The sequence below is a fragment of the Pandoraea commovens genome, from assembly GCF_902459615.1.
GTDB lineage: Bacteria > Pseudomonadota > Gammaproteobacteria > Burkholderiales > Burkholderiaceae > Pandoraea > Pandoraea commovens.
The window spans coordinates 254,014-275,989 of the sequence record NZ_CABPSA010000004.1; the positions used below are offsets into that span (position 1 = coordinate 254,014).

Below are 21,976 nucleotides of genomic sequence, written 5' to 3' on the forward strand. Positions count from 1 at the left end.
TGACGTCAGGTACGGAACGTACCATTCACCGCGCCGGGCAGGGGCCGGGGGCGGAGTTTGGGTACTGGGCCCGCGCGGGTGCAAACCGGCGCCGGTACGCTCCGATCGATCCTTATCAAGAATCAGGAATCCGTTTGAAATTCCCATACGAATGGCAGATCGGCTGGCGCTATACGCGCACCGGCAAGCGATCATCCGGCAACGGTTTCATTTCCTTCATCTCTTTCATCTCCATGGCCGGCATTGCGCTGGGCGTGGCAGCGCTCATTGTGGTGCTCTCGGTGATGAACGGCTTTCAGAAGGAAGTTCGGGACCGCATGCTCTCCGTGCTGGCGCACATCGAGGTCTTCGCGGTCGACGGCAACCTGCCGGACTGGCAGCGTACGGCCGCCGAGGCGCTGCAAAACAAGAACGTTATTGCGGCTGCGCCTTATGTGGGCGAGCAGGCCATGCTGACACGCGACGACAACGTGCGCGGCGTGGTGCTGCGCGGCATCGTCCCGAGTGAGGAAGCGAAGGTCTCCGACCTCGGTAAGCAGATTACGGACGGCACCCTGAATAACCTGACGCCGGGCAGCTTCGGCATCGTACTCGGACGAGAGCTGGCGCGGGCGCTGGGCGTGAGTATCGGCGACAAGATCACGCTGGTAGCCCCTCAGGGAACGATCACGCCCGCAGGCGTGTTACCGCGCGTGAAGCAGTTCACCGTGGTCGCGATCTTCACGGCCGGGCATTACGAATATGACAGTTCGCTGGCGCTGATCGACCTGCATGACGCGGAAACGCTATTCAGACTCGACGGCCCGACGGGTGTGCGTCTGAAAATTCAAGATATGGAACAGGCGCCGCTCGTGGCGCGCGAACTGGCCAAGACCCTCTCCGGCAACATGTGGGTGCGCGACTGGACCCAGCAGAACAAGAACTGGTTCGTGGCGGTGCAGACCGAAAAGCGCATGATGTTCATCATCCTGACGCTCATCATCGCGGTCGCTGCGTTCAACCTGGTGTCCTCGCTGGTAATGACGGTGACCGACAAGTATGCGGACATCGCCATTCTGCGAACGCTGGGTGCGCAGCCCGGCTCGATCATGAAGATCTTCATCGTGCAGGGCGTGACGATCGGCTTTGCCGGGGCGTTGCTCGGTGTCGGCCTCGGTTGTCTGATTTCGGTGAATATCGGGACGATCGTGCCGTTCATCGAGCGTTTGCTGGGGATTCACTTCCTGCCGCAAGACATTTACTTCATTTCCGAATTGCCCTCGGATCTGCAATCGTCCGACGTGATCCGTATCGGGGTGATCTCCTTCATCCTCTCGGCGCTTGCGACGATCTATCCGAGCTGGCGTGCCTCGCGCGTCAAACCGGCGGAGGCCCTGCGCTATGAGTAACGCAAATCAATCGATGGCCCCGGTGCCGAATCTGGCCTACGACGGCCCTGTGTTGCGGGCTCGCGATCTGCACAAGACGTTCAAGCAGGGGCAGTTGAACGTGACGGTGCTCAACGGGGCGAGTCTTGACGTTGCGCCGGGTGAGAAGGTGGCGATCGTCGGGGCGTCGGGCTCAGGCAAGAGTACTTTGCTTCATGTGCTGGGCGGACTCGACGATCCTTCGCGCGGCGAGGTGTCATTGCTCGGCAAGCCGTTTTCGTCGCTGCGTGAGCGCGACAAGACGGCGCAGCGCAATCAGTCGCTCGGCTTCGTCTATCAGTTTCACCATTTGCTGGCCGAGTTCTCCGCGCTGGATAACGTGGCCATGCCGCTGCGCATCCGCCGTCTGCCGACCGAGCAGGCACGGGCCGCAGCGCAGGCGATGCTCGAGCGCGTCGGTCTGGGTTCGCGGATGAAGCATCGTCCGTCCGAGCTGTCGGGGGGGGAGCGTCAGCGAGTGGCGATGGCGCGGGCGCTGGTCACGCAACCCGCATGCGTGCTGGCTGACGAGCCGACCGGTAACCTCGACGGGCACACGGCCGAGACCGTGTTCGAGCTCATGCTGGAGTTGTCGGAGACGCTCAGGACCAGCTTCGTGATCGTCACGCACGATATCGATCTGGCACGTCGTTGCGACCGTGCATTGCGCCTTCGCGAAGGGATTCTGGAGTCCGCGTAAGGTCGTGCAAGGCTGGCTGTTGCTCGTGATAGCAGACAGAAAAGCGCCGGGGATTTCCCCGGCGTTTTGCATTTTCGGGACGTCGCGCGAACGCGTTTTTCGGCAACGTCCTAGACCATGATGCGGTGTTGTCCGATGGTCACGACAACGACGACGTGCGAGCCTTGTCATCGACCCGTAGAATTGACGCTTAAGGACACCTGACCATGTGGATCGATACCCATTGCCATCTCGATGCGGCCGAGTTTGATGCCGACCGCACCACCGTGATTACCGACGCCGTCGCTGCGGGGGTGGTCGGGCTTGTCGTGCCTGCGGTCGAATGCGTGACGTTCGACGCGGCGCGTGCTGCCGCCCGCGCTATCCCGGGCGGCGCGTATGCGTTGGGCATTCATCCGCTCTACACGCCGCGTGCACGCGACGAGGACATCGCGACGCTGCGCCGCGCGGTTGAGCTCGCCATGGGGGATCCGCGCTTCGTCGGCATTGGCGAGATCGGGCTGGATTTCTTCGTCAGGACGCTCGACCCCGAGCGTCAGCAGTTCTTCTACGTTGAGCAATTAAAGATCGCGCGCGATTTCGATCTGCCGGTCATTCTTCATGTGCGTCGCTCCCAGGACGCCCTGCTCAAACAGCTTCGGATCTTCACGCCCCGTGGCGGCATCGCGCACGCATTCAATGGCAGTCGGCAGCAGGCGGACATGTTCGTCGAGCGCGGCTTTTGCCTTGGGTTCGGCGGGCAGATGACGTTTGATCGCGCTTTGCAGATTCGTCGTCTGGCCGTGGATATGCCGCTGGACGCCATCGTGCTGGAGACAGATGCGCCCGATATTGCGCCGGAGTGGCGCTACAAGCAGCGTAATAGCCCCGTGGAATTGCCGCGCATCGCGCAGGTGCTGGCGGAGCTACGCGGCGTCGCACCTGAGATGTTGTCTCAGGCGACGTGCGCCAATGCCTGGCGCGTGCTGCCGCGCTTGTCCGGTGCCATGGCGATGGCGCCGGGTGACGGTCCTGCCGCGAACTTCTCTCTGATTTCCCCCAACACTTCCGGGCAATCGCGCTGACGCCGAGGCGTCGCGCGACTGTCGACACATGACGCGGTGACGTCATGAGAATGGTGCTGCTCGCCTGGGTGGCGGGTGTCTGGTGGCTGCAACAAGTCTCGGTGCTGCCTACTGGGCAAGGATTTGCGGTGGCGCTCGGCGTTGCCGCGTGTGTATTCGTTGTGGGGGCGCTGCGTGTGATTTGGGTGGCAGGGAGCGCACGGTCATACGGACAGCCGTGGGGCGCGACGAGCGGGCGTTGCCGTCCCGGGGGTGATGATCGACGGCTCTGTGGCGGAGCGTCTGCGAACCAGGGCTGGTCGCGATGGCTCGCGGTGATGGTGTTCGCATTGAGTGCAGGCGTTGGAGGATACGCCTGGGCGGCCTATCGGGCGGACTTGCGGCTTGGGGACAGCTTGCCCGCTGCGCTTGAGGGGCAGGACGTGCTGGTGATCGGCGTGGTGGCGGGGTTGCCCATAACTACGGGCGACGGTGTGCGGTTCGTGTTCGATGTCGAAAGCGCGCACGCCATTGCTACGGGCGATGTGCGCGTCGGCGAGTGCGATGCTTGTGGTGTGTCGTCGGGGTGTGGCAATGGCGAAGGGGCATCGCTTTCGCCGACGCGATACATAGGCGGCGATGGCTCGGCATGCGGTGCGGTGCATGTGCCGAAGCGCATCGAGTTGGTTTGGCCAATGCGTCCGCCCTTCAGTGGGAAACGCGAGGCGCGCAGCGCCGTCGGCGTCGGCTCGGGTGAGGCATCGCAGGGCGCGATGGCGGCGGCCCGGCGGCGGTTGCCCCGCGCAGGTGAGCGATGGCAAATGCCGGTTCGTCTCAAGGCGCCGCGTGGCTTCGCAAACTGGCACGGCTTCGATGCCGAATTGTTGGCGCTGACTCGGGGCATTCGGGCATCAGGATACGTGCGGACGTCGATTGGTAAAGGTGCGCGAGCGATCGCAGTTCGCCCGCGTCGCCTGCATGTGGGGCCGTCGCCGGGGTATGGATTCGCGGCATGGCGTGAGCGGTTACGAGACGATTTTCGGGCCGCCCTCGACCCGTCGGCGAGATATGGCGGCGTGCTGATGGCGCTGGCGCTGGGAGAGCGCGGCGATATCGCGGATGACGACTGGCAAATGTTTGCCGACACCGGCGTGAGCCATTTGCTGGCGATCTCGGGGTTGCACGTCTCGCTGGTCGCCGGGGCGATGGCTGCGATGGTTGGCGGGCTGTGGCGTCGGGCGGGATTTGCGCGATTACGCTTGCCATTGTGGTGGCCAGCGCCGAAGGCGGCCGCTGTCGCTGGGTTGCTGGCAGCGGTGGCTTACGGCGCGATTGCGGGCTGGGGTGTGCCTGTGCAGCGAGCCGTCGGCATGGTCGCCATCGTTGTGCTGGCGTTGCTAACGGGGCGGTTCGCCGCGCCGTCTTATGCGTTGGCGTGGGCACTGGCGGTTGTCGTTACGCTGGATCCGTGGGCCGTTGTCACGCCCGGTTTGTGGCTGTCGTTCGGTGCGGTGGCGGCGCTCGTGTTAGCCGCGAGGCGGGGCGACAGGACGGACTCGCCGTCGAGGGGACACCGAGAGGATGCTCAGGGGGGGGAGGATGCCGTCATCCACGCAACGCGCGGAGCCGCCACACGGTTGGAGCCAGTCGTCGCGGGGCTGGCGTGCGAGCTGCCTGCTGCGGGTGCGTTGAAGCACGATGAAACGGGCGGCGCTCCGGCCGGTTGGCGAGCGGTCGAAAGGATAGGGCGGTGGGGCGTCGCTTTAGGCCGCAGATTGGCACCTGCTGCTCGCGCACAGTATGCGGTCACCATCGGTCTGATCCCGTTGACGCTCGCTTGGTTCGGCACAGTGCCATTGCTCGGGCCATTAGCGAACGCCGTCGCCATTCCGGTGATGACGCTGATCGTGACGCCGCTCGCGCTCGCAAGCCTGTTGTTGCCTTCCGGTCTTGCGCACTGGGCGCTCGGTGTTGCGCATACGGTGGTCGTCTGGCTGGCGGACTGGCTGGGCACGCTTGCGGCGATGCCCTGGGCGGTCTGGCGAGCGCCGGTCGCACCGGTTTGGGCGCAGATGGCATCCGTTGTCGGTGTAGTGGTTTGTCTCGTGCCGTTGCCGCAATGGGTTCCCGCGACGAGGAGATGGATGTTCGGCATACGGTTCGCCGGGGTGGCGCTGATGGGACCGGCGGCGCTGGTATCCCCGCAACGGCCGACGGTGGGTGAGTTTCGTGTGACGATGCTCGATGTCGGTCAGGGCAACGCCGTGCTGGTCGAAACCGCGACGCGAACGCTGCTGTTCGACAGCGGCCCGCCGTTGGGGCGGCGCAGCGATGCGGGGCGGCGTGTCATCGTTCCATATTTACGCTCGATGGGGATCGCGCGGCTCGATCGGATGGTAGTCAGCCACGCACATGACGATCATTTTGGCGGGGCGTTGAGTGTGTTGCGAGCGTACCCAGAGGCGCAAGTCCTGTCGTCCTTGCCCGATGAACATCGGGTTCGGCGCGCATCGGCCGCGCATCGCACCTGTCTTGCCGGGCAGCAGTGGCAGTGGGAGGGCGTCACATTCCGGTTTCTGCACCCGGACAAGGCAGCGTTGCGTGATGGCCAGCGCGGGAGGGCGGGGCCGAACAGTGTGAGCTGTGTGCTGCGAATTGCGAACGGACGGCACAGCGCATTGCTCGCGGCCGACGCGGAAAGCTTGCAGGAACGCATGATGGTGGCCCGCTATGGGCGGGCGCTGCGCTCGGACGTGCTGCTTGCCCCGCATCACGGCAGTCTGACGTCGTCGACCTCGGCGTTCGTGGCTGCGGTATCGCCAGCCCACGTGGTGTTTCAAGCGGGGTATCGCAACCGCTTCGGGCATCCGAAACCGGCCGTGGTCGCCCGCTATCGATCAGCGGGCGCGACGATCTGGCAGAGCGTGACGCACGGCGGGATTCGGTTTTCAAGTACGCCGGACGGCATGACGGCCCAGGCTTACCGTGCGAGTTTCCGGCGTTACTGGCACGCGTTGTCGCCCGATTCGTCCTGAAAAGCGTTGGCGGCTTGTACTTTGTGCGCGCGCTTGCGCGAATGACGCCGCGTGGCAATTCGACGGAAACCTCTACGGGTACTCAAGCAGCGGTTAGCTAAAATGGACCGGCGAATGTCATGCGGCCTGATCCTCGTGCCGAATGCACAAGCGTGCGATACCGTGCGCCGCCGTCCTATGGCGCATGACGCACGCTCGCCAAGACAACGAATTCCATGACAAGAGACATCATTCATTTTTCGCACGGCAACGGCTTTCCCGCCGGGGTCTATCGCAAGATGCTCGGTGCGCTGGCCGACGAGTACGACGTGCGCGCGATCGATCGCATCGGGCATGACCCGCGTTATCCGGTGACGCCGGGCTGGCGGTATCTTCGCAACGAACTGGTCGACACGCTGGTGCGTCAGTATCGGGGAGAGCCGGTCTGGCTCGTGGGGCATTCTCTTGGTGGTTTCCTGAGTCTGATGGCGGCGCTCAAGGCCCCGCAGTGCGTGCGTGGTGTCGTGATGGTGGACTCGCCGATCGTGACGCCGGGCTGGCGCACGCAGATGCTCCGTCTTGGCATGCTGACTGGACTTTACGAACGAATGTCGCCCGCAGGGGTGACCAAGAAGCGTCGGGACCAATGGCCGGACTGGGAAAGTGCCTGGCAGCATTTTGCAAGCAAACCGGCGTTCGCCAGTTGGGATCCGGACGTGCTGCGCGATTACATCGATTGCGGGACGTTGCCCACGGGCGAGGGCGAGGCACGGCGTCTCGCCTTTGCGCGCGAGATCGAGTACCGGATCTATCTGACGCTGCCGCCGTTGCTCGCCGTGCGCGCCATGCGAGGCGTGCCGGTGCCGGTCGGCTTCCTCGCGGGGACCGAGTCTCGCGAATTGCGTCAGGCCGGGATCGGGGCCACGCGCAGGATTGTCGGCACGCATCTGCGTTATGTCCCCGGCACCCATCTTTTCCCGATGGAGCGTCCGCTGGACACAGCGGCTGCCATCAGCGACATGCTCGCGGAATTGCGCGGCGAGCATCGCCGTCCGCTGGCCGCCTGAAGGCCGGGCGTACCCGGCATCTCGACGTTACATGCCGTCCGCCAGGTGGGGGTGCGTCTTGCGATTCAGTCAGATGAAGACCGAAGGGGCGATGCGCTTGTCCGTCGGTACCCGCAGTCGTTTGTGCTGAGCGGGGTCTGAGATCGCAGAGATTCGTGCCGGAGCGCGCCGGTCGTGACGGGACGCCGCGCCGGGTGCCTGTCAAGGCCAAAATTTGCCGCGCAGGCCATCGAGGACGGGGCGGGTTTCGGGTATAATCCGGCTTTCCCGCGAGCAATTACTGCGATGACCAAATTCGTTTTTGTCACGGGCGGCGTGGTTTCCTCTCTTGGTAAGGGAATTGCTGCCGCATCTCTGGCCGCGATTCTCGAATCGCGTGGCCTCAAAGTCACCCTCCTCAAGCTTGACCCCTACATCAACGTCGACCCGGGCACGATGAGCCCGTTCCAGCACGGCGAGGTGTTTGTGACCGAGGACGGTGCAGAAACCGACCTCGATCTGGGGCACTATGAGCGCTTCATCAGCGCGAAGATGCGTCGTGCGAACAACTTCACGACGGGCCAGATCTACGAGTCGGTGATCCGTAAGGAACGCCGTGGCGAGTACCTCGGCAAGACCGTTCAGGTCATTCCGCACATCACCAATGAAATTCAGGCCTTCGTCGAGCGCGGTGCGCGTTCGACGTGGGACGGCCATCCCGACGTCGCCATCGTCGAAATCGGCGGCACGGTCGGTGACATCGAGTCGCTGCCGTTCCTCGAAGCCGCACGTCAGATGAACCTGCGCCTGGGCCGCAACAGCGTGGCCTTCGTGCACCTGACGCTCGTGCCGTACATCGCGACGGCCGGTGAACTCAAGACCAAGCCGACGCAACACAGTGTGCAGAAGCTGCGCGAAATCGGTATTTCGCCGGACGTGCTGCTGTGCCGCGCGGACCGTCAGATTCCGGAAGACGAGTGCGCCAAGATTTCGCTGTTCGCGAACATCCCGCAAGACGCCGTGATTTCGGTGTGGGACGTCGACACGATTTACAAGATTCCGCAAATGCTGCACGACCAGGGCATGGACAAGATCATCTGCGACGAGCTGAAGATCGAAGCCAAGCCGGCTGACCTGTCCATGTGGACGCGTCTGGTGCATGCCGTCGAGAATCCCAAGCACGATGTCACGATCGGCATGGTCGGCAAGTACGTCGATCTGACCGAGTCGTACAAGTCGCTGATCGAAGCGCTGCGTCACGCCGCCATCCACACGGAAACGCGCGTGAACATCGAGTACATCGATTCCGAGCAGATCGAGAAGGATGGCACGGATGCGCTCAAGCATCTGGACGCGATTCTCGTGCCGGGCGGTTTCGGCCGTCGTGGTACGGAAGGCAAGATCAAGGCAATCCGTTACGCTCGCGAAAACCGTGTGCCGTATCTGGGCATCTGCCTTGGTATGCAGCTGGCCGTGATCGAATTCGCGCGTGACGTCGCCAATTTGGCCGACGCAAACAGCACGGAATTCGAGCCGGCGACGCCGCATCCGGTCGTTGCACTCATTACCGAGTGGCAGGATCGCGATGGCAAGGTCGAGCAGCGTACCGAAGATTCGGATCTGGGCGGCACGATGCGCCTGGGCTCGCAACGTGTGCCGGTCAAGGCCGAGACGCTTGCGTCGCGCATTTATGGCGAGACGGTCAACGAGCGTCACCGCCACCGCTACGAAGTCAACAACCATTACGTCCCGCAGCTCGAAGCCGCCGGTCTGGTGATCTCGGCACGCACGCCGACCGAGAATCTGCCGGAAATGATGGAGCTGCCGCAACAGGTGCACCCGTGGTTCGTGGGCGTTCAGTTCCACCCCGAGTTCACCTCGACGCCGCGCGATGGTCACCCGCTCTTCAAGGCTTACGTTGAAGCAGCGCTGGCTGGTCAGCAAGCGCGCAAGAAGGCCGCCTAAGACGCGCAGCGAGCGAGAAACAAGGAGTTCCCATGAAACTGTGCGGTTTCGATGTTGGCCTGGACAAGCCGTTTTTCCTGATCGCAGGTACCTGCGTCGTCGAGTCGGAGCAAATGACGTTCGACGTCGCGGGGCAGCTCAAGGAAATCACGAGCGCGCTCGGCATTCCGTTCATCTACAAGTCGTCGTTCGACAAGGCGAACCGTAGCTCGGGCAAGTCGTATCGCGGCCCGGGCCGCGAGCAAGGCCTGAAGATCCTCGAAGAAGTGCGCCGCCAGCTCGGCGTGCCGGTGCTCACCGACGTGCACACCGAAGAGGATGTGGCGGTTGCCGCGCCGATCGTCGATGTACTGCAAACGCCGGCTTTCCTCTGCCGCCAGACCGATTTCATCCGCGCCTGCGCCCAGTCGGGCAAGCCGGTGAACATCAAGAAGGGGCAGTTTCTCGCGCCGCACGACATGATCAACGTCATCGACAAGGCCCGCGACGCCGCGCGCGAAGCCGGTCTTCCCGATGACGTCTTCATGGCCTGCGAGCGGGGCGTTTCGTTCGGCTACAACAACCTGGTGTCGGACATGCGCTCGCTGGCGATCATGCGCGAGACCGGCGCGCCGGTGGTGTTCGACGCCACGCACTCGGTGCAGCTGCCGGGCGGACAAGGCACCAGTTCGGGCGGTCAGCGCGAATTCGTGCCGGTGCTCTCGCGTGCCGCCGTGGCCGTCGGTGTCTCGGGCCTCTTCATGGAGACGCACCCGGATCCGGCGTGCGCACTCTCGGATGGTCCGAATGCCGTGCCGCTGGGACGCATGCGCGAACTGCTCACCACGCTCAAAACGATTGACGCGGCGGTGAAGCAGGGCGAGTTCCTGGAAAACAATTTCAACTGAAATGAGACACACCGTCCTGGGGCCACTATCAGCACGCCCACAGGACGGGTATAGCGGCCGGACGCCTTGGCAGCATGGCGCCGAGTCGTTAAGCTTGTCGCGCAGCGGTCGTCAATGGCCGCCGCGAAGGCGAGTCCCCGGAGGAGAGGTCCGCGTGCAGCACGCCGAGTGCACCGTCGACATCGAAGTCACCCCACAGGCCGCCGTGCCTCATTTCGAGGCGCCGTTGTTCCCCCGTCTACGTATTGCCCACCGGTGCGCGCACAAGCGCGGCATCGGCCTCCACGTCAGGATTCGGCGCGCTGCCGGTTCACGATCAGCGCCCGGCGTGGAAGCGGCAAGTGGCAGGCGGGATTGCGGCGCGAAGCTGGTTCCCTTTAGCGTTTTTGTCTTATAGATACCGAGGAATACATGAGTGCAATCGTAGATATCATCGGGCGCGAAGTGCTGGACTCGCGCGGTAATCCGACGGTCGAGTGCGACGTGCTGCTGGAGTCGGGCGTGATGGGCCGTGCGGCAGTGCCGTCGGGTGCATCGACCGGCTCGCGCGAAGCGATCGAGCTCCGTGATGGCGACAAGTCGCGCTATCTCGGCAAGGGTGTGCAGAAGGCTGTGGAGCACATCAACACCGAGATTTCGGAAGCCATCATGGGCCTGGACGCTGCCGAACAGGCCTTCCTGGACAAGACCCTGATCGAACTCGACGGCACAGACAACAAGTCGCGCCTCGGTGCGAACGCCATGCTGGCCGTGTCGATGGCCGTCGCGAAGGCGGCCGCTGAAGAAGCCGGTCTGCCGCTGTATCGCTATTTCGGCGGTTCGGGCGCGATGCAAATGCCGGTGCCGATGATGAACATCGTGAACGGCGGCGCACACGCCAACAACAGCCTGGACATCCAGGAATTCATGGTGATGCCGGTCGGTCAGTCGAGCTTCCGCGAAGCTCTGCGCTGCGGCACGGAAATCTTCCACGCACTCAAGTCGCTGATCGCCGAGAAGGGCTGGAGCACGGCTGTGGGCGACGAAGGCGGCTTCGCACCGAACTTCGAATCGAACGAACAGTGCCTCGCGACCATTCAGGAAGCCGTCGAAAAGGCCGGCTATCGCCTGGGCGACGACGTGCTGCTCGCGCTGGACTGCGCGTCGACCGAGTTCTACAAGAACGGCAAGTACGAACTGGCCGGTGAAGGCCTGTCGCTGACCTCGGAAGAGTTCGCCGACTACCTCGCCAACCTGTGCGACAAGTTCCCGATTGTCTCGATCGAAGACGGCATGTCGGAAGACGACTGGGCCGGTTGGAAGATCCTGACGGACAAGCTGGGCAAGAAGGTGCAACTGGTCGGCGACGACCTGTTCGTGACCAACACGAAGATCCTGAAGCAAGGCATCGATCAGGGCGTGGCCAATTCGATCCTCATCAAGATCAACCAGATCGGTACGCTGACCGAGACGTTCGCCGCCATCGAAATGGCCAAGCGCGCCGGTTACACGGCGGTTGTGTCGCACCGTTCGGGTGAAACCGAAGACTCGACGATTGCCGATATCGCCGTGGGCACCAACGCAGGTCAGATCAAGACCGGCTCGCTGTCGCGTAGCGATCGTATCGCCAAGTACAACCAGCTTCTGCGCATTGAAGAAGACCTCGGCGATATCGCTTCGTACCCGGGCAAGGAAACGTTTTACAATCTGCGCTAATTCCGTTTCCCCGGGCAGTTAAGGCCTGACGGTCGTCAGGCCCGCCTTCCCGGAATTCTTGCCAGGCGAAAGCATGCGAATGGTGACCTTGGTACTGGTGGCGTTGTTGGTTGTCATCCAGTATCCGCTCTGGTTCGGCCACGGTGGTTGGTTGTACGTGCACGAACTGCGCGACGAGCTGAGCGCCGAACAGCAGAAGAACGAGCAGTTGAAAGAACGTAACGATCGCCTTGCAGGCGAAGTGCAGGATCTGCAGGACGGCACGTCGGCGATCGAAGAACGCGCTCGTTTCGAGTTGGGGATGGTCAAGGACGGCGAATTGTTCGTGCAATTCGTCGGTGCGGATGGGGCTGGCGCGCCGCAAGGTGCCTCCGGTGCCGACGCGCCGCTCGTCTCGTCGACCGAACCGGCTCACAAGACGGTCGCCGCTGCGCCGCCGCCCCCACCGTCGCAGACGAAGGGCAAGACGCAGTCGGCGCACAAGGCGCAGCATCACTGATCCTCACTGGCCGCTGCTGCCGTTCCCGGTAGTCTTGCGCAGATGTAGTACAAAAAAATGGCACTCCCTCGGGAGTGCCTTTTTTATGGCCTTCGGAAACCGACCTTCGGAAACCGGCCTTCAGAAGCCGATGCCTATACCGACCGAGGATCGCGGGCCATACCCGCCCGGACCATACCAACCGGGGCCGTACCAACCCGGCCCGTACCAACCCGGGCTGCCCCAGCCGCCATAGAAATAAGCGTTGCTGTTGTAGCTGCGAATAGCGTCGTTCAGCGCGCGTTGGGCACGCTCACGCTCGATCGTGGATTCCTGCTCGTCGTAGATGTGCTTGTTCAGCCGCGTCAGGTCCTGCTTTTGCGCATCCGTCATGGCTGGTACCTCTTCCTGCGATTGCGGCAGCCGTGCCGAAGGGGCGTCGGGCGGCGGCAACTGCAACTGTGCACAGCCGGTGGCAAGCGTCAGCGCGAGCAGCGCCATTGCGCAAGCTGCGGCTCGCCATGGGGGAGCGGCAAGTGCGGCGAAATCGGGGGAAGTTTCGGAGGTGGCTCGGGGCATGGTGGCGCAATAACCCGGTGTGGTTCCGTCCTATCCGTGGACGGAGGGCAATGGCATCCGATACGGGGCGACCCCGCATCTCGCCGGATGTGAACTCAGATTCCCCGGCGCGCGGGGCGTTCCGCGCGCCGCAGAAAATCTGTGCTTCAGTGCTGCCCGGCCGGGGCGGCGTGCGACTGCTGGGTGAAGAGTTGGGCCGCGTCGATCTTGTCGTAATGATAGGTCTGACGGCAGAACTCGCAAGCGACTTCGAGGCTGGGGCGTTCGTCGAACACGCTCATGACTTCGGTTTCACCCAGCGTGCGAAGCATGTTCGAAACGCGCTCACGCGAGCACGTGCAGCGAAACGCCGTGGGCAGCGGGTCGAACACACGAACCGTTTCTTCCCAGAACAGGCGATGCAACATCGTCTCGCGATCCGTGCTCAGCATTTCATCGCGCTTGAGCGTGTTGCCGAGGTGGCAGACGCGATTCCATGTGTCCTCGTCTTCCTCGGGCGCACGTTCGGCGCCGGCGCCAGCCGTGCCGCCATGGCCCGGTAGCTTTTGCAGCAGCATGCCGACCGCGTGGTTTTCGTCTGCGGCCAGCCAAATGCGCGTGTCGAGCTGCTCCGAATGGTGCATGTAATGCTCAAGCACCGACGCCATGTCGGGCAGCGGACCGTGTTCGTCCGACAGCGGCACCACGCCCTGATACGGCTGCTGGCCGGGTTGCTTCACACGCGGATCGAGCGTGATGGCGAAGCTGGCGCGGCCGTTCACGTTGAGCATTGACTTGAGCGTCGCGTCATCCGGGATCTCGCCGCTGTACTTCGCGGTGGCGCGCATCGTGAGATCGGCATTGCATTCCACGACCACCATGCTGACCGGGCCATCACCGTGCAGTTGCAGGATCAGCGCGCCGTCGAATTTGACGTTCGCGGTCAGCAGCGCAGCCGCGGCCATCATTTCGCCGAGCAGGTTGCGCACGGGCGCCGGGTAGTCGTGACGCTCCAGCACAGCGCGCCAGGTGGCGTCGAGGCTGACGTATTCGCCGCGCACGGGGGCGGCGTCGAACATGAATTTCTGAAGTTGGTCGGACACGGTCGAATTCCTGAAAAATGCGGCAACGGCGATAGGTGCTGTGGGCCGAAAGGCGCGATAGGCGGAATCATCTAGTGCATGAATCGCACAAGTGTTCCTGCATTCGCTCGTACTCAAGGGCCCATCAGCGCGCAATCGCCGACGATTGGCGCGTCAATGTTGCGATATTTGGGGGCGCGCGCCGCATTTTCAACACATCGGCAGCGAACGCTCGCGCTCCCGACGGGCCGCGCGCGCCACTGCCGGACGCGCGTTCAGCCGATGCGCACCAGCTGTTCCTTGAAAACCTGCCGGCGCGTGGCATAGACGTCGGCATTGCGCTTGAGATTGGCGACTTCTTCATCGGTCAGTTCGCGCACGACCTTGGCGGGCACGCCGAGAATCAGCGAACGGTCCGGAAATGTCTTGCGCTCGGTGACCAGCGCGCCTGCGCCCACGAGGCTGTCGCGGCCGATAACGGCGCCGTTAAGCAACACGGCCTGAATGCCGATCAGCGAATTCTCGCCGACGGTGCAGCCGTGCAGCATGGCCTGATGGCCGACACTGACGCCATCGGCCAGCGTGAGCGGATAGCCCGGATCGGCATGCAGCACAGCGCCTTCCTGCACGTTGGTGCCGATGCCGACCTTGATCGGCTCGTTATCGCCGCGAATCGCCACGCCCGGCCACACGCTGCTGTTCTCCGCTAGAACCACCTCACCGATGATGGTAGCGGTGTCGGCCACGAAAGCACTCTCGTGGATCTGCGGGGTCTTGTCTCCAAGTTTATAGATCGGCATGGCGGCTTCGGTTCGCGGTTAAAATCGACGAAACCGCTATTGTAACGTCATGGCCGATTTCACTCCTGCACCCGGCGCCGATGCCGCGCGCCACGCCGTCTCCGGCAAATCCGTCGAAATTTCCTCTGCCGCCGTTGCCGTGTCGTCGTCGACCGATGTGTCCGGCTGCGCGCGCGAACGCGCCCTCGAACTGCTGCGCATCTGCGATCCGTTCGAGAAGGCCGTGGGCGTCACAGCGCTGCGCGATGCCGCACGCGACGGGGCGGCGCATTGGCATCCGGCGCGTCAATTCCTGTCTGCAGACGGTGAGCATGAGGCCGGGATTCCGGGCCGTCCGGCGACACCGCAACTGGTTTCGCCCAGAGAGTTGAAGCAGCGGGCAGTGACCTCTGTGGACGGGCGCGCCGCGTTGTTGCATGCGCTTGCTCACATCGAATTCAACGCCATCAATCTCGCACTCGACGCCTTGTGGCGCTTCGACGGCCTGCCGAGCGCCTATTACGACGACTGGCTTCAGGTCGCAGCGGAGGAGGCGTATCACTTCTCGCTGCTCGTCTCGCATCTGCGAACGTTGGGCGATCAGTACGACTACGGCTGCTTCCCGGCGCACGACGGGCTGTGGGACATGGCGCGACGCACGTCCGGCGATTGGCTGGCACGTCTGGCGCTCGTGCCGCGAACGCTGGAAGCACGCGGCCTGGACGCCAGTCCACCCATCAAGGCCAAACTCTCCAGCGCAGGCGACAAGGCCGGTGCGGCGATTCTCGACATCATCCTGCGTGATGAGATCGGACACGTCGCCATCGGCAACCGCTGGTATCGCTGGGGCTGCGAGCGCGCAGGCTGTGAGCCGGTCGAGACGTACGCGCGGTTGGCCGCGCAGTACGGCGCGCCTCGCCTGCGGGGACCGTTCAATCTCGAAGCGCGCAGGGCGGCCGGATTCGACGACGCCGAACTCGCGGCGCTTCAGGCCGGTGAGTAAGGGCGGCGTCTTCGTTAAAGCGCATGAAAGCGCGTGAAAGCGGCTTCGCTTTTTGACGCTGCTTCCGAGGTGGCGACGTCCGTCGATATACTCGACGCTCCTCATTCGTTCAGATATTCACTTTCTGACGGTGTCATGACTGATGCGACCGATATGACCGATTCCCGATCTGAGTTTCTGACGGTGCGCGGCCTGCGCCACCACGTTCGCCAGTGGGGCACGCCCGGCGCGCCGAAACTGTTTGCGCTGCATGGCTGGATGGACGTGTCGGCGTCGTTCCAGTTCGTTGCGCAGACGCTCGCGCAGCGCTGGCACGTGCTCGCGCCCGACTGGCGCGGCTTTGGCCTTACCGACTGGCCCGTCGCCGACGGACGCGCTGGCAGTTATTGGTTCCCGGACTACATCGCCGATCTCGACGCGCTCGTCGATGTCTACACGGAGCCCGGCGAAGCCATCAATCTGATCGGCCACAGCATGGGCGGTAACGTGGCCTGTCTGTACGCGGGCGTGCGTCCGGCGCGGGTGCGGCGCCTCGTGAATCTCGAAGGCTTCGGCCTGCCGCCGTCGCCACCAGCTGCCGCAATCCGCCAACTGAGTCGCTGGCTGGACGATGTGCAGACGCAGCCGACGCTGCGTCCGTATGCGTCGCTCGACGACGTGGCGGCGCGCCTGCGCAAGACGAACCCGCGCCTCACGCCCGAACGGGCGGCGTGGCTTGCGCCGCGCTGGGCACGTCAGGCGAGCGACGGTCAGTGGCATTTGCTTGCCGATGCAGCCCACAAGATGGCCAACCCGTATCCGTACCGCCTGGATGAAGCCATGGCGGTGTGGAGCAACGTGAGCGCGCCCGTCCTGCATGTCGAGGCGACGGATTCGGACGTGCTGCAACATTTCTCCGGGGCGCAGGGTAAGGAGGTTTTTCGCGAGCGATTCGAGGTCTTTCCGAATTTGACGGAGGCGTTCGTCGACGATGCGGGGCATATGCTGCATCACGACCAGCCGGAAGTCGTCGCGCGTCTGATCGAGGATTTCTGCCGCCACTAGGGGGGGAGCCAGCGCAGCGGGACAAGTTCGGGCAGCGCGCGGCAACTCGCGTCGCGTGCACTTGAGCGGTAGAATGAGGACGTCATTACCACGTCATACGCCGGTGTCGGAAGGGCAATCACGGGGCGAGGGGGCTGAAGGGGCAGCAGGGCTGCCGGCGTCCCCGAAATCCCGTATCGCGCCATCGCCTGGCGGCTCATCATGCTCAACGCGGATCTTCACTGTCATTCCAAGGTGTCGGACGGCACGCTAACGCCGTCCGAAGTGGCGCAGGTCGCTTTCGAGGCCGGCGTCGACCTGTGGGCGCTGACGGATCACGATGAAATCGGCGGCCAGCGCGAAGCGCGGGCGGCGGCCGAAGCGCTGGGCATGCGTTACGTGAGCGGCGTTGAAATCTCGATTACGTGGGCGAACCGCACGGTGCATATCGTCGGACTGAACATCGACCCCGACAATCCAGTGCTGATCGACGGCCTCGCGGCGACGCGCGGCGGTCGTGCCGCCCGGGCGCAACTGATGAGCGAGCAACTGGCGGCCGCTGGCATTCCCGACGCTTACGAAGGCGCGCTGCGCTTCGTCGGCAACCCGGATCTGATCTCCCGCACGCACTTCGCACGCTTTTTGGTGGAAATTGGCAAATGCGCGTCGGTCTCCGACGTTTTTGCGAAGTATCTTTCGGAGGGACGTCCGGGCTACGTGCCGCATCGATGGGCGACGCTGGAGGAGTCCGTCAGGTGGATTCGTGGTGCGGGCGGCATTGCCGTCGTTGCCCACCCCGGGCGCTATAAATTCACGCAGCTGGAATTCGGCGCGCTGTTCGATCAGTTCCGCGAACTGGGCGGCGAAGCGATTGAAGTGGTGACCGGCAGTCATACGCCGGATCAGTACCGCGAGTATGCCGATGTCGCGCGTCAGTACGGTTTTCTGGCGTCGCGCGGCTCGGATTTCCATGGACCGACCGAGAGCCGTGCGCTGCTCGGCAAGCTGCCACCGTTGCCCGACGATCTCACCCCGGTCTGGAGCCGCTGGCAGTAACTTACCGCCAACATGTCGCAATTCTTCCAGATTCACCCGGAAAATCCTCAGCCACGTCTCATCAAGCAAGCGGCGCAGATCATCGACAAAGGCGGCATCGTCGCGTTGCCGACCGATTCTAGCTACGCGATTGCCTGTCATATCGACGACAAGCAGGCCGTCGACCGACTACGGCGTATTCGCGGGCTTGACGAGAAGCAGATGCTCTCGCTGCTCGTGCGCGATTTGTCCGAACTGGCCGAATTTGCCATCGTCGATAACCGGCAGTACCGGCTGATCAAGGCGACGACGCCGGGGCCGTACGTCTTCATTCTGGAAGCGACGAAAGAGGTGCCGCGACGCCTCTCGCACCCGTCGCGAAAGACGATCGGCCTGCGTGTGCCGGAACATGCCATCACGCTGGCGCTGCTCGAAGAACTGGGCCAGCCGCTGTTGGCCACGACGCTGATTCTGCCCGATGAAACCGAGCCGCTGAACGACCCGGAGGAAATCCGGGAGCGGCTCGAGAAGCAACTGGACCTCGTGATCGATGGCGGGGCGTGCCCCAAGGAGCCGTCGACGGTGGTCGATCTGACGGTGACGCCGCCGGAAGTGTTGCGCCGCGGACGCGGATCGCTGACACCGTTCGGCCTGTCGTGATGACCTGGATGTGCCGTGCCTGCCCGCTGTGGCCCCAAAATCTTTGTAAGGGTAGGTAATACTGGCGTGCAGGTCTGCTTGTTACAATAGTCGGCTATGAATGCAGACCTGATCCAGACCATTGCGGTCTACGCGCTCCCCGTCCTCTTCGCGATTACGTTGCATGAGGCTGCGCACGGCTATGTCGCCAAGCATTTCGGCGACCCCACAGCATTTCTGATGGGGCGCGTCACACTCAATCCCCTCAAGCACATCGACCCGATCGGCACGATCCTCGTGCCGCTGGCGCTTTATTTCATGACGAGCGGGGCGTTCCTGTTCGGATACGCCAAGCCGGTGCCGGTCGCGTTCGGCAGCTTGCGCAATCCGCGCATCGATACGATCTGGGTGGCGCTGGCCGGTCCGCTGTGCAACTTTGCCCAGGCGATTCTCTGGGCCCTGGTCACCGTCGGGCTTCAGATCGCGGAGGTTCGCGAACCGTTCTTCCTGATGATGGCGCAGGCCGGTCTCGTGGTGAACCTCGTGATGTGCATGTTCAACCTGTTTCCGGTGCCGCCGCTCGACGGCGGACGCGTGCTGGTATCGCTGCTGCCTGCGCGTGCGGCCTATACGCTCTCACGTATCGAGCCTTACGGCTTTTTCATTGTGATGGCGCTGGTTGTCAGTGGTGTGCTCGGCCGTGTCTGGCTGTGGCCGCTGATTCAGTGGGGGCGTGACGTGATCGTGTGGATGCTCACGCCGCTGCTGTCGCTGGCTTCCTGAAGTTTTTGCAGACCTATAACTAGACCATGTACCCCGAACGCGTTTTCTCCGGCATGCGACCGACCGGTCGTCTGCACCTCGGCCACTATCACGGCGTGCTCAAGAACTGGATTCAGCTCCAGTCGGAGTATCCGTGCTACTTCTGCGTCGTCGACTGGCATGCGCTCACCACGCACTATGAGACGCCCGACGTCATCGAACAGAACGTATGGGACGTACTGATCGACTGGCTGGCCGCAGGGATCGATCCGAATCAGGCCACGCTCTTCATCCAGAGCAAGGTGCCCGAGCACGCCGAACTGGCGCTGCTCATCGGCATGAGCACGCCGCTGGGCTGGCTCGAACGCGTGCCGACGTACAAGGAGCAGATCGAGAAGCTCAAGGAAAAGGACCTGTCGACATACGGCTTCCTCGGCTATCCGGTGCTCATGGCGGCGGACATTCTCCTGTATCGCGCGCTGCATGTGCCGGTGGGCGAAGATCAGGTGCCGCACGTGGAAATGACCCGCGAGATCGCGCGGCGCTTTAACTATCTGTACGGTCGTGAAGCAGGTTTCGAAGAGAAGGCGCTGGCGGCCGCCCGCAAGCTTGGCGGCAAGCGCTCGAAGCTCTATCTCGAATTGCGCAATGCCTATCAGGAGAAGGGCGACGACGAGGCGCTCGAACAGGCGCGCGCCATGCTGTCCGAATCGCAGTCGTTGTCGATGGGCGATCGTGAGCGTCTTTTCGGTTACCTCGAAGGCGCACGCAAGCTGATCCTGGTGGAGCCGCAAGCATTGTTGACGCCGGCGTCGCGCATGCCGGGGCTCGACGGTCAGAAGATGTCGAAGTCCTATAACAACACCATCGGCTTGCGCGAGGACGCGGAATCGATCACCAAGAAAGTGCGCACGATGCCGACGGACCCTGCGCGCGTGCGCCGCACCGATCCGGGCGATCCCGATAAGTGCCCGGTGTGGCAGTTGCATCAGGTCTATAGCGACGACGACACGCGCGAGTGGGTTCAGAAGGGCTGCCGCAGTGCGGGCATCGGTTGCATCGAATGCAAGCAGCCGGTCATCGAAGGCATCCTGCGTGAACAGCAGCCGATGCTTGAACGCGCGCAGAAGTACATGGACGATCCGTCGCTGCTGCGCGCCATCGTGGCCGATGGCTGCGAGAAAGCCCGCAAGTCGGCGCAGGAAATCATGCGTGACGTGCGTGAAGCCATGGGGCTTCAGTATTCATGACGGCTGACGTCGTGGCTGCTGCCGTCTCAACCGGTGCCGCGCACGGTGTCGGCGCACCGTCTGCGTGGCTGGTGCGCTGGGCGCATCTCATCGCGCCGGGCGCACATGTGCTCGATCTCGCTTGCGGGCACGGACGTCACACCCGCTGGCTTGCTGGGCGGGGTGTGCATGTGACGGCCGTCGATCGCGACGAAGCGGCGCTTGCCACGATGGCAACGCTCGCGAACGTGACGACGCTCAGCGCCGATTTGGAAGGTGCGCCGTGGCCGCTGGCTGCGCACGCGCCGTTCGACGCCGTCATCGTCACAAACTATCTGCATCGTCCGTTGCTTGCGCAGATCGCCGCGAGCGTAGCGCCGGGCGGCGTGCTGATTTACGAAACCTTTGCCCAAGGAAACGAAAGGTACGGGAAACCGTCCAATCCGCTGTTTCTGCTGGCGCCGGGCGAGTTGCTCGACGTTGCGCATGCGGCGGGCCTGCGTGTCGCGGCTTACGAGGATGTCACGCTGCCTGCACCGCGTGCGGCGTGTGTGCAGCGTCTGTGTGCAACACGTGCCGTCCCCGGGGAAAACCCCGGCATCGCCGCCCTGTACGAGGCGACAGCGTAATCCGCTACAATCCACCCTTATCGCTGAATTGTTCGATCAACCATGACTACCCAAACTCCGATTCAAGGCAGTATCGTCGCGATTGTCACCCCGATGGCAGAGGACGGCAGCCTTGACCGTGAAGCACTGCGTAACCTGATCAACTGGCACGTCGACGAAGGCACGGACGGTATCGTGATCGTCGGCACGTCGGGCGAGTCCCCGACGGTGAACGTGGAAGAGCACTGCGAGCTTATCGAGATCGCCGTCCAGCAAACCGCGGAAGCTGGCCAGTCGCGTGGGCGCAAGGTGCCCGTGATCGCCGGCACCGGCGGCAATTCGACGGCCGAAGCTATCGAGCTGACCCGGCATGCCAAGAAGGTCGGTGCGGATGCGTCGCTGCAAGTCGTGCCGTACTACAACAAGCCCACGCAGGAAGGCCAGTACCAGCACTTCCGCGCCATTGCCGAAGCCGTTGAGCTTCCGGTCATCCTCTATAATGTGCCCGGCCGTACCGTGGCAGACGCCAGCAACGATACGCTGCTGCGTCTGGCGCAAGTGCCTGGCATCGTTGGCGTGAAAGACGCCACGGGCAACCTGGATCGCGGCATCGACCTGATCCGGCGCGCTCCGAAGAGCTTCGCCGTGTACAGCGGCGACGACCTGACGGCTGTTGCGCTCATGCTCATGGGCGGTCAGGGTAATATCTCGGTCACCGCCAACGTGGCACCGCGTGCGATGCACGATCTGTGCGTGGCTGCGCTGGCTGGCGACGTGACCAAGGCACGTGAATTGCAATTCAAGCTGTTCGAACTGCATCGTGCCATGTTCGTCGAAGCCAATCCGATCCCCGTGAAGTGGGCGCTGCAAAAGATGGGCATGATCGCGTCGGGCATCCGCCTGCCGCTCACGCCGCTTGCGCAGCCGTATCAGGACACGGTGCTCGAAGCCCTCAAGTCGGCCAACATCGCCGTTGTCTAAGCTGTCGTTCAGGCACCCGGGTTCGATTGCCCACCCATTTTTT

The 21,976-nt window shown here is 63.4% G+C and carries 20 protein-coding genes; 17 read left to right on the forward strand and 3 right to left on the reverse strand.

Going from position 1 to position 21,976, the window contains the following annotated elements; genetic code table 11:
• The first annotated feature begins 134 nt into the window (after positions 1 to 134).
• The 9 genes from PCO31010_RS14025 to ftsB all read left to right on the forward strand — a co-directional run bounded on the left by PCO31010_RS14025 (position 135) and on the right by ftsB (position 12,255).
• A complete protein-coding gene (locus PCO31010_RS14025) occupies positions 135 to 1,388 on the forward strand; it encodes a lipoprotein-releasing ABC transporter permease subunit (RefSeq protein WP_039399297.1) in 1,254 nt (417 codons plus the stop codon).
• Entirely contained in the window at positions 1,381 to 2,106 is a 726-nt protein-coding gene (lolD, locus tag PCO31010_RS14030) for a lipoprotein-releasing ABC transporter ATP-binding protein LolD (protein WP_150664809.1), read from the forward strand. The genes PCO31010_RS14025 and lolD overlap by 8 nt, the downstream gene beginning before the upstream one ends.
• A 206-nt stretch (positions 2,107 to 2,312) precedes the next feature.
• Complete coding sequence (locus PCO31010_RS14035; RefSeq protein WP_150664810.1) at positions 2,313 to 3,170, forward strand: TatD family hydrolase; 858 nt, start codon at positions 2,313 to 2,315, stop codon at positions 3,168 to 3,170.
• Between the two features lie 44 nt (positions 3,171 to 3,214).
• Positions 3,215 to 6,184 carry a DNA internalization-related competence protein ComEC/Rec2 gene (locus PCO31010_RS14040; RefSeq protein ID WP_150664811.1) on the forward strand — a complete coding sequence of 990 codons (2,970 nt, stop codon included), beginning with the start codon at positions 3,215 to 3,217 and terminating at the stop codon, positions 6,182 to 6,184.
• Between the two features lie 215 nt (positions 6,185 to 6,399).
• Positions 6,400 to 7,230, forward strand: a complete 831-nt coding sequence (locus tag PCO31010_RS14045; RefSeq protein ID WP_150664812.1) for an alpha/beta fold hydrolase — start codon at positions 6,400 to 6,402, stop codon at positions 7,228 to 7,230.
• 285 nt (positions 7,231 to 7,515) lie between these two features.
• Positions 7,516 to 9,174, forward strand: a complete 1,659-nt coding sequence (gene pyrG / locus PCO31010_RS14050) for a CTP synthase (RefSeq protein WP_039399291.1) — start codon at positions 7,516 to 7,518, stop codon at positions 9,172 to 9,174.
• Between the two features lie 32 nt (positions 9,175 to 9,206).
• Complete coding sequence (kdsA, locus tag PCO31010_RS14055) at positions 9,207 to 10,061, forward strand: 3-deoxy-8-phosphooctulonate synthase (protein ID WP_150664813.1); 855 nt, start codon at positions 9,207 to 9,209, stop codon at positions 10,059 to 10,061.
• Positions 10,062 to 10,472: 411 nt separating this feature from the next.
• Positions 10,473 to 11,756, forward strand: a complete 1,284-nt coding sequence (gene eno, locus PCO31010_RS14060; RefSeq protein ID WP_039399287.1) for a phosphopyruvate hydratase — start codon at positions 10,473 to 10,475, stop codon at positions 11,754 to 11,756.
• 73 nt (positions 11,757 to 11,829) lie between these two features.
• Complete coding sequence (gene ftsB, locus PCO31010_RS14065) at positions 11,830 to 12,255, forward strand: cell division protein FtsB (protein WP_150664814.1); 426 nt, start codon at positions 11,830 to 11,832, stop codon at positions 12,253 to 12,255.
• Positions 12,256 to 12,375: 120 nt separating this feature from the next.
• On the opposite strand, the gene PCO31010_RS26650 is transcribed toward ftsB, so the two are convergent.
• The 3 genes from PCO31010_RS26650 to PCO31010_RS14075 all read right to left on the reverse strand — a co-directional run bounded on the left by PCO31010_RS26650 (position 12,376) and on the right by PCO31010_RS14075 (position 14,674).
• Positions 12,376 to 12,813, reverse strand: coding sequence for a hypothetical protein (locus PCO31010_RS26650; protein WP_174984736.1), 438 nt, complete (start codon positions 12,811 to 12,813; stop codon positions 12,376 to 12,378).
• Positions 12,814 to 12,959: 146 nt separating this feature from the next.
• A complete protein-coding gene (gene hslO, locus PCO31010_RS14070; RefSeq protein WP_150664815.1) occupies positions 12,960 to 13,895 on the reverse strand; it encodes an Hsp33 family molecular chaperone HslO in 936 nt (311 codons plus the stop codon).
• Positions 13,896 to 14,149: 254 nt separating this feature from the next.
• The gene (locus tag PCO31010_RS14075; RefSeq protein WP_150664816.1) at positions 14,150 to 14,674 is read right to left on the reverse strand and encodes a gamma carbonic anhydrase family protein; all 525 of its coding nucleotides are present in this window, start codon (positions 14,672 to 14,674) and stop codon (positions 14,150 to 14,152) included.
• 49 nt (positions 14,675 to 14,723) lie between these two features.
• On the opposite strand from PCO31010_RS14075, the gene PCO31010_RS14080 reads away from it, so the two are divergent.
• The 8 genes from PCO31010_RS14080 (at position 14,724) to dapA (ending at position 21,933) form a co-directional block, all read left to right on the forward strand.
• Complete coding sequence (locus PCO31010_RS14080) at positions 14,724 to 15,656, forward strand: ferritin-like domain-containing protein (protein WP_150664817.1); 933 nt, start codon at positions 14,724 to 14,726, stop codon at positions 15,654 to 15,656.
• 135 nt (positions 15,657 to 15,791) lie between these two features.
• Positions 15,792 to 16,700: an alpha/beta fold hydrolase gene (locus tag PCO31010_RS14085; protein WP_246184607.1), complete on the forward strand. Its 909-nt coding sequence runs from the start codon at positions 15,792 to 15,794 to the stop codon at positions 16,698 to 16,700.
• Between the two features lie 201 nt (positions 16,701 to 16,901).
• A complete protein-coding gene (locus PCO31010_RS14090) occupies positions 16,902 to 17,735 on the forward strand; it encodes a 3',5'-nucleoside bisphosphate phosphatase (protein ID WP_150664819.1) in 834 nt (277 codons plus the stop codon).
• Positions 17,736 to 17,747: 12 nt separating this feature from the next.
• Positions 17,748 to 18,374, forward strand: coding sequence for an L-threonylcarbamoyladenylate synthase (locus PCO31010_RS14095; protein WP_150660574.1), 627 nt, complete (start codon positions 17,748 to 17,750; stop codon positions 18,372 to 18,374).
• 96 nt (positions 18,375 to 18,470) lie between these two features.
• The gene (locus PCO31010_RS14100; protein ID WP_150664820.1) at positions 18,471 to 19,136 is read left to right on the forward strand and encodes a site-2 protease family protein; all 666 of its coding nucleotides are present in this window, start codon (positions 18,471 to 18,473) and stop codon (positions 19,134 to 19,136) included.
• 26 nt (positions 19,137 to 19,162) lie between these two features.
• Positions 19,163 to 20,365, forward strand: a complete 1,203-nt coding sequence (locus PCO31010_RS14105) for a tryptophan--tRNA ligase (protein ID WP_046291512.1) — start codon at positions 19,163 to 19,165, stop codon at positions 20,363 to 20,365.
• The gene (locus PCO31010_RS14110) at positions 20,362 to 20,973 is read left to right on the forward strand and encodes a class I SAM-dependent methyltransferase (protein ID WP_150664821.1); all 612 of its coding nucleotides are present in this window, start codon (positions 20,362 to 20,364) and stop codon (positions 20,971 to 20,973) included. Before PCO31010_RS14105 ends, PCO31010_RS14110 begins: the two co-directional genes overlap by 4 nt.
• 42 nt (positions 20,974 to 21,015) lie before the next feature.
• Positions 21,016 to 21,933 (forward strand): 4-hydroxy-tetrahydrodipicolinate synthase, encoded by a 918-nt coding sequence (gene dapA / locus PCO31010_RS14115; protein WP_150576746.1) that lies wholly within the window; start codon positions 21,016 to 21,018, stop codon positions 21,931 to 21,933.
• Positions 21,934 to 21,976 lie beyond the last annotated feature (43 nt).

What these genes read in the sequence shown, in the direction of transcription:
- lolD (WP_150664809.1), top strand. Translation starts at nt 1,381, where the DNA reads ATGAGTAACGCAAATCAATCGATGGCCCCGGTGCCGAATCTGGCCTAC.
- PCO31010_RS14035 (WP_150664810.1), top strand. Translation starts at nt 2,313, where the DNA reads ATGTGGATCGATACCCATTGCCATCTCGATGCGGCCGAGTTTGATGCC.
- PCO31010_RS14040 (WP_150664811.1), top strand. Translation starts at nt 3,215, where the DNA reads ATGAGAATGGTGCTGCTCGCCTGGGTGGCGGGTGTCTGGTGGCTGCAA.
- PCO31010_RS14045 (WP_150664812.1), top strand. Translation starts at nt 6,400, where the DNA reads ATGACAAGAGACATCATTCATTTTTCGCACGGCAACGGCTTTCCCGCC.
- pyrG (WP_039399291.1), top strand. Translation starts at nt 7,516, where the DNA reads ATGACCAAATTCGTTTTTGTCACGGGCGGCGTGGTTTCCTCTCTTGGT.
- kdsA (WP_150664813.1), top strand. Translation starts at nt 9,207, where the DNA reads ATGAAACTGTGCGGTTTCGATGTTGGCCTGGACAAGCCGTTTTTCCTG.
- eno (WP_039399287.1), top strand. Translation starts at nt 10,473, where the DNA reads ATGAGTGCAATCGTAGATATCATCGGGCGCGAAGTGCTGGACTCGCGC.
- ftsB (WP_150664814.1), top strand. Translation starts at nt 11,830, where the DNA reads ATGCGAATGGTGACCTTGGTACTGGTGGCGTTGTTGGTTGTCATCCAG.
- PCO31010_RS26650 (WP_174984736.1), bottom strand. Translation starts at nt 12,813, where the DNA reads ATGCCCCGAGCCACCTCCGAAACTTCCCCCGATTTCGCCGCACTTGCC.
- PCO31010_RS14075 (WP_150664816.1), bottom strand. Translation starts at nt 14,674, where the DNA reads ATGCCGATCTATAAACTTGGAGACAAGACCCCGCAGATCCACGAGAGT.
- PCO31010_RS14080 (WP_150664817.1), top strand. Translation starts at nt 14,724, where the DNA reads ATGGCCGATTTCACTCCTGCACCCGGCGCCGATGCCGCGCGCCACGCC.
- PCO31010_RS14085 (WP_246184607.1), top strand. Translation starts at nt 15,792, where the DNA reads ATGACTGATGCGACCGATATGACCGATTCCCGATCTGAGTTTCTGACG.
- PCO31010_RS14090 (WP_150664819.1), top strand. Translation starts at nt 16,902, where the DNA reads ATGCTCAACGCGGATCTTCACTGTCATTCCAAGGTGTCGGACGGCACG.
- PCO31010_RS14095 (WP_150660574.1), top strand. Translation starts at nt 17,748, where the DNA reads ATGTCGCAATTCTTCCAGATTCACCCGGAAAATCCTCAGCCACGTCTC.
- PCO31010_RS14100 (WP_150664820.1), top strand. Translation starts at nt 18,471, where the DNA reads ATGAATGCAGACCTGATCCAGACCATTGCGGTCTACGCGCTCCCCGTC.
- PCO31010_RS14105 (WP_046291512.1), top strand. Translation starts at nt 19,163, where the DNA reads ATGTACCCCGAACGCGTTTTCTCCGGCATGCGACCGACCGGTCGTCTG.
- PCO31010_RS14110 (WP_150664821.1), top strand. Translation starts at nt 20,362, where the DNA reads ATGACGGCTGACGTCGTGGCTGCTGCCGTCTCAACCGGTGCCGCGCAC.
- dapA (WP_150576746.1), top strand. Translation starts at nt 21,016, where the DNA reads ATGACTACCCAAACTCCGATTCAAGGCAGTATCGTCGCGATTGTCACC.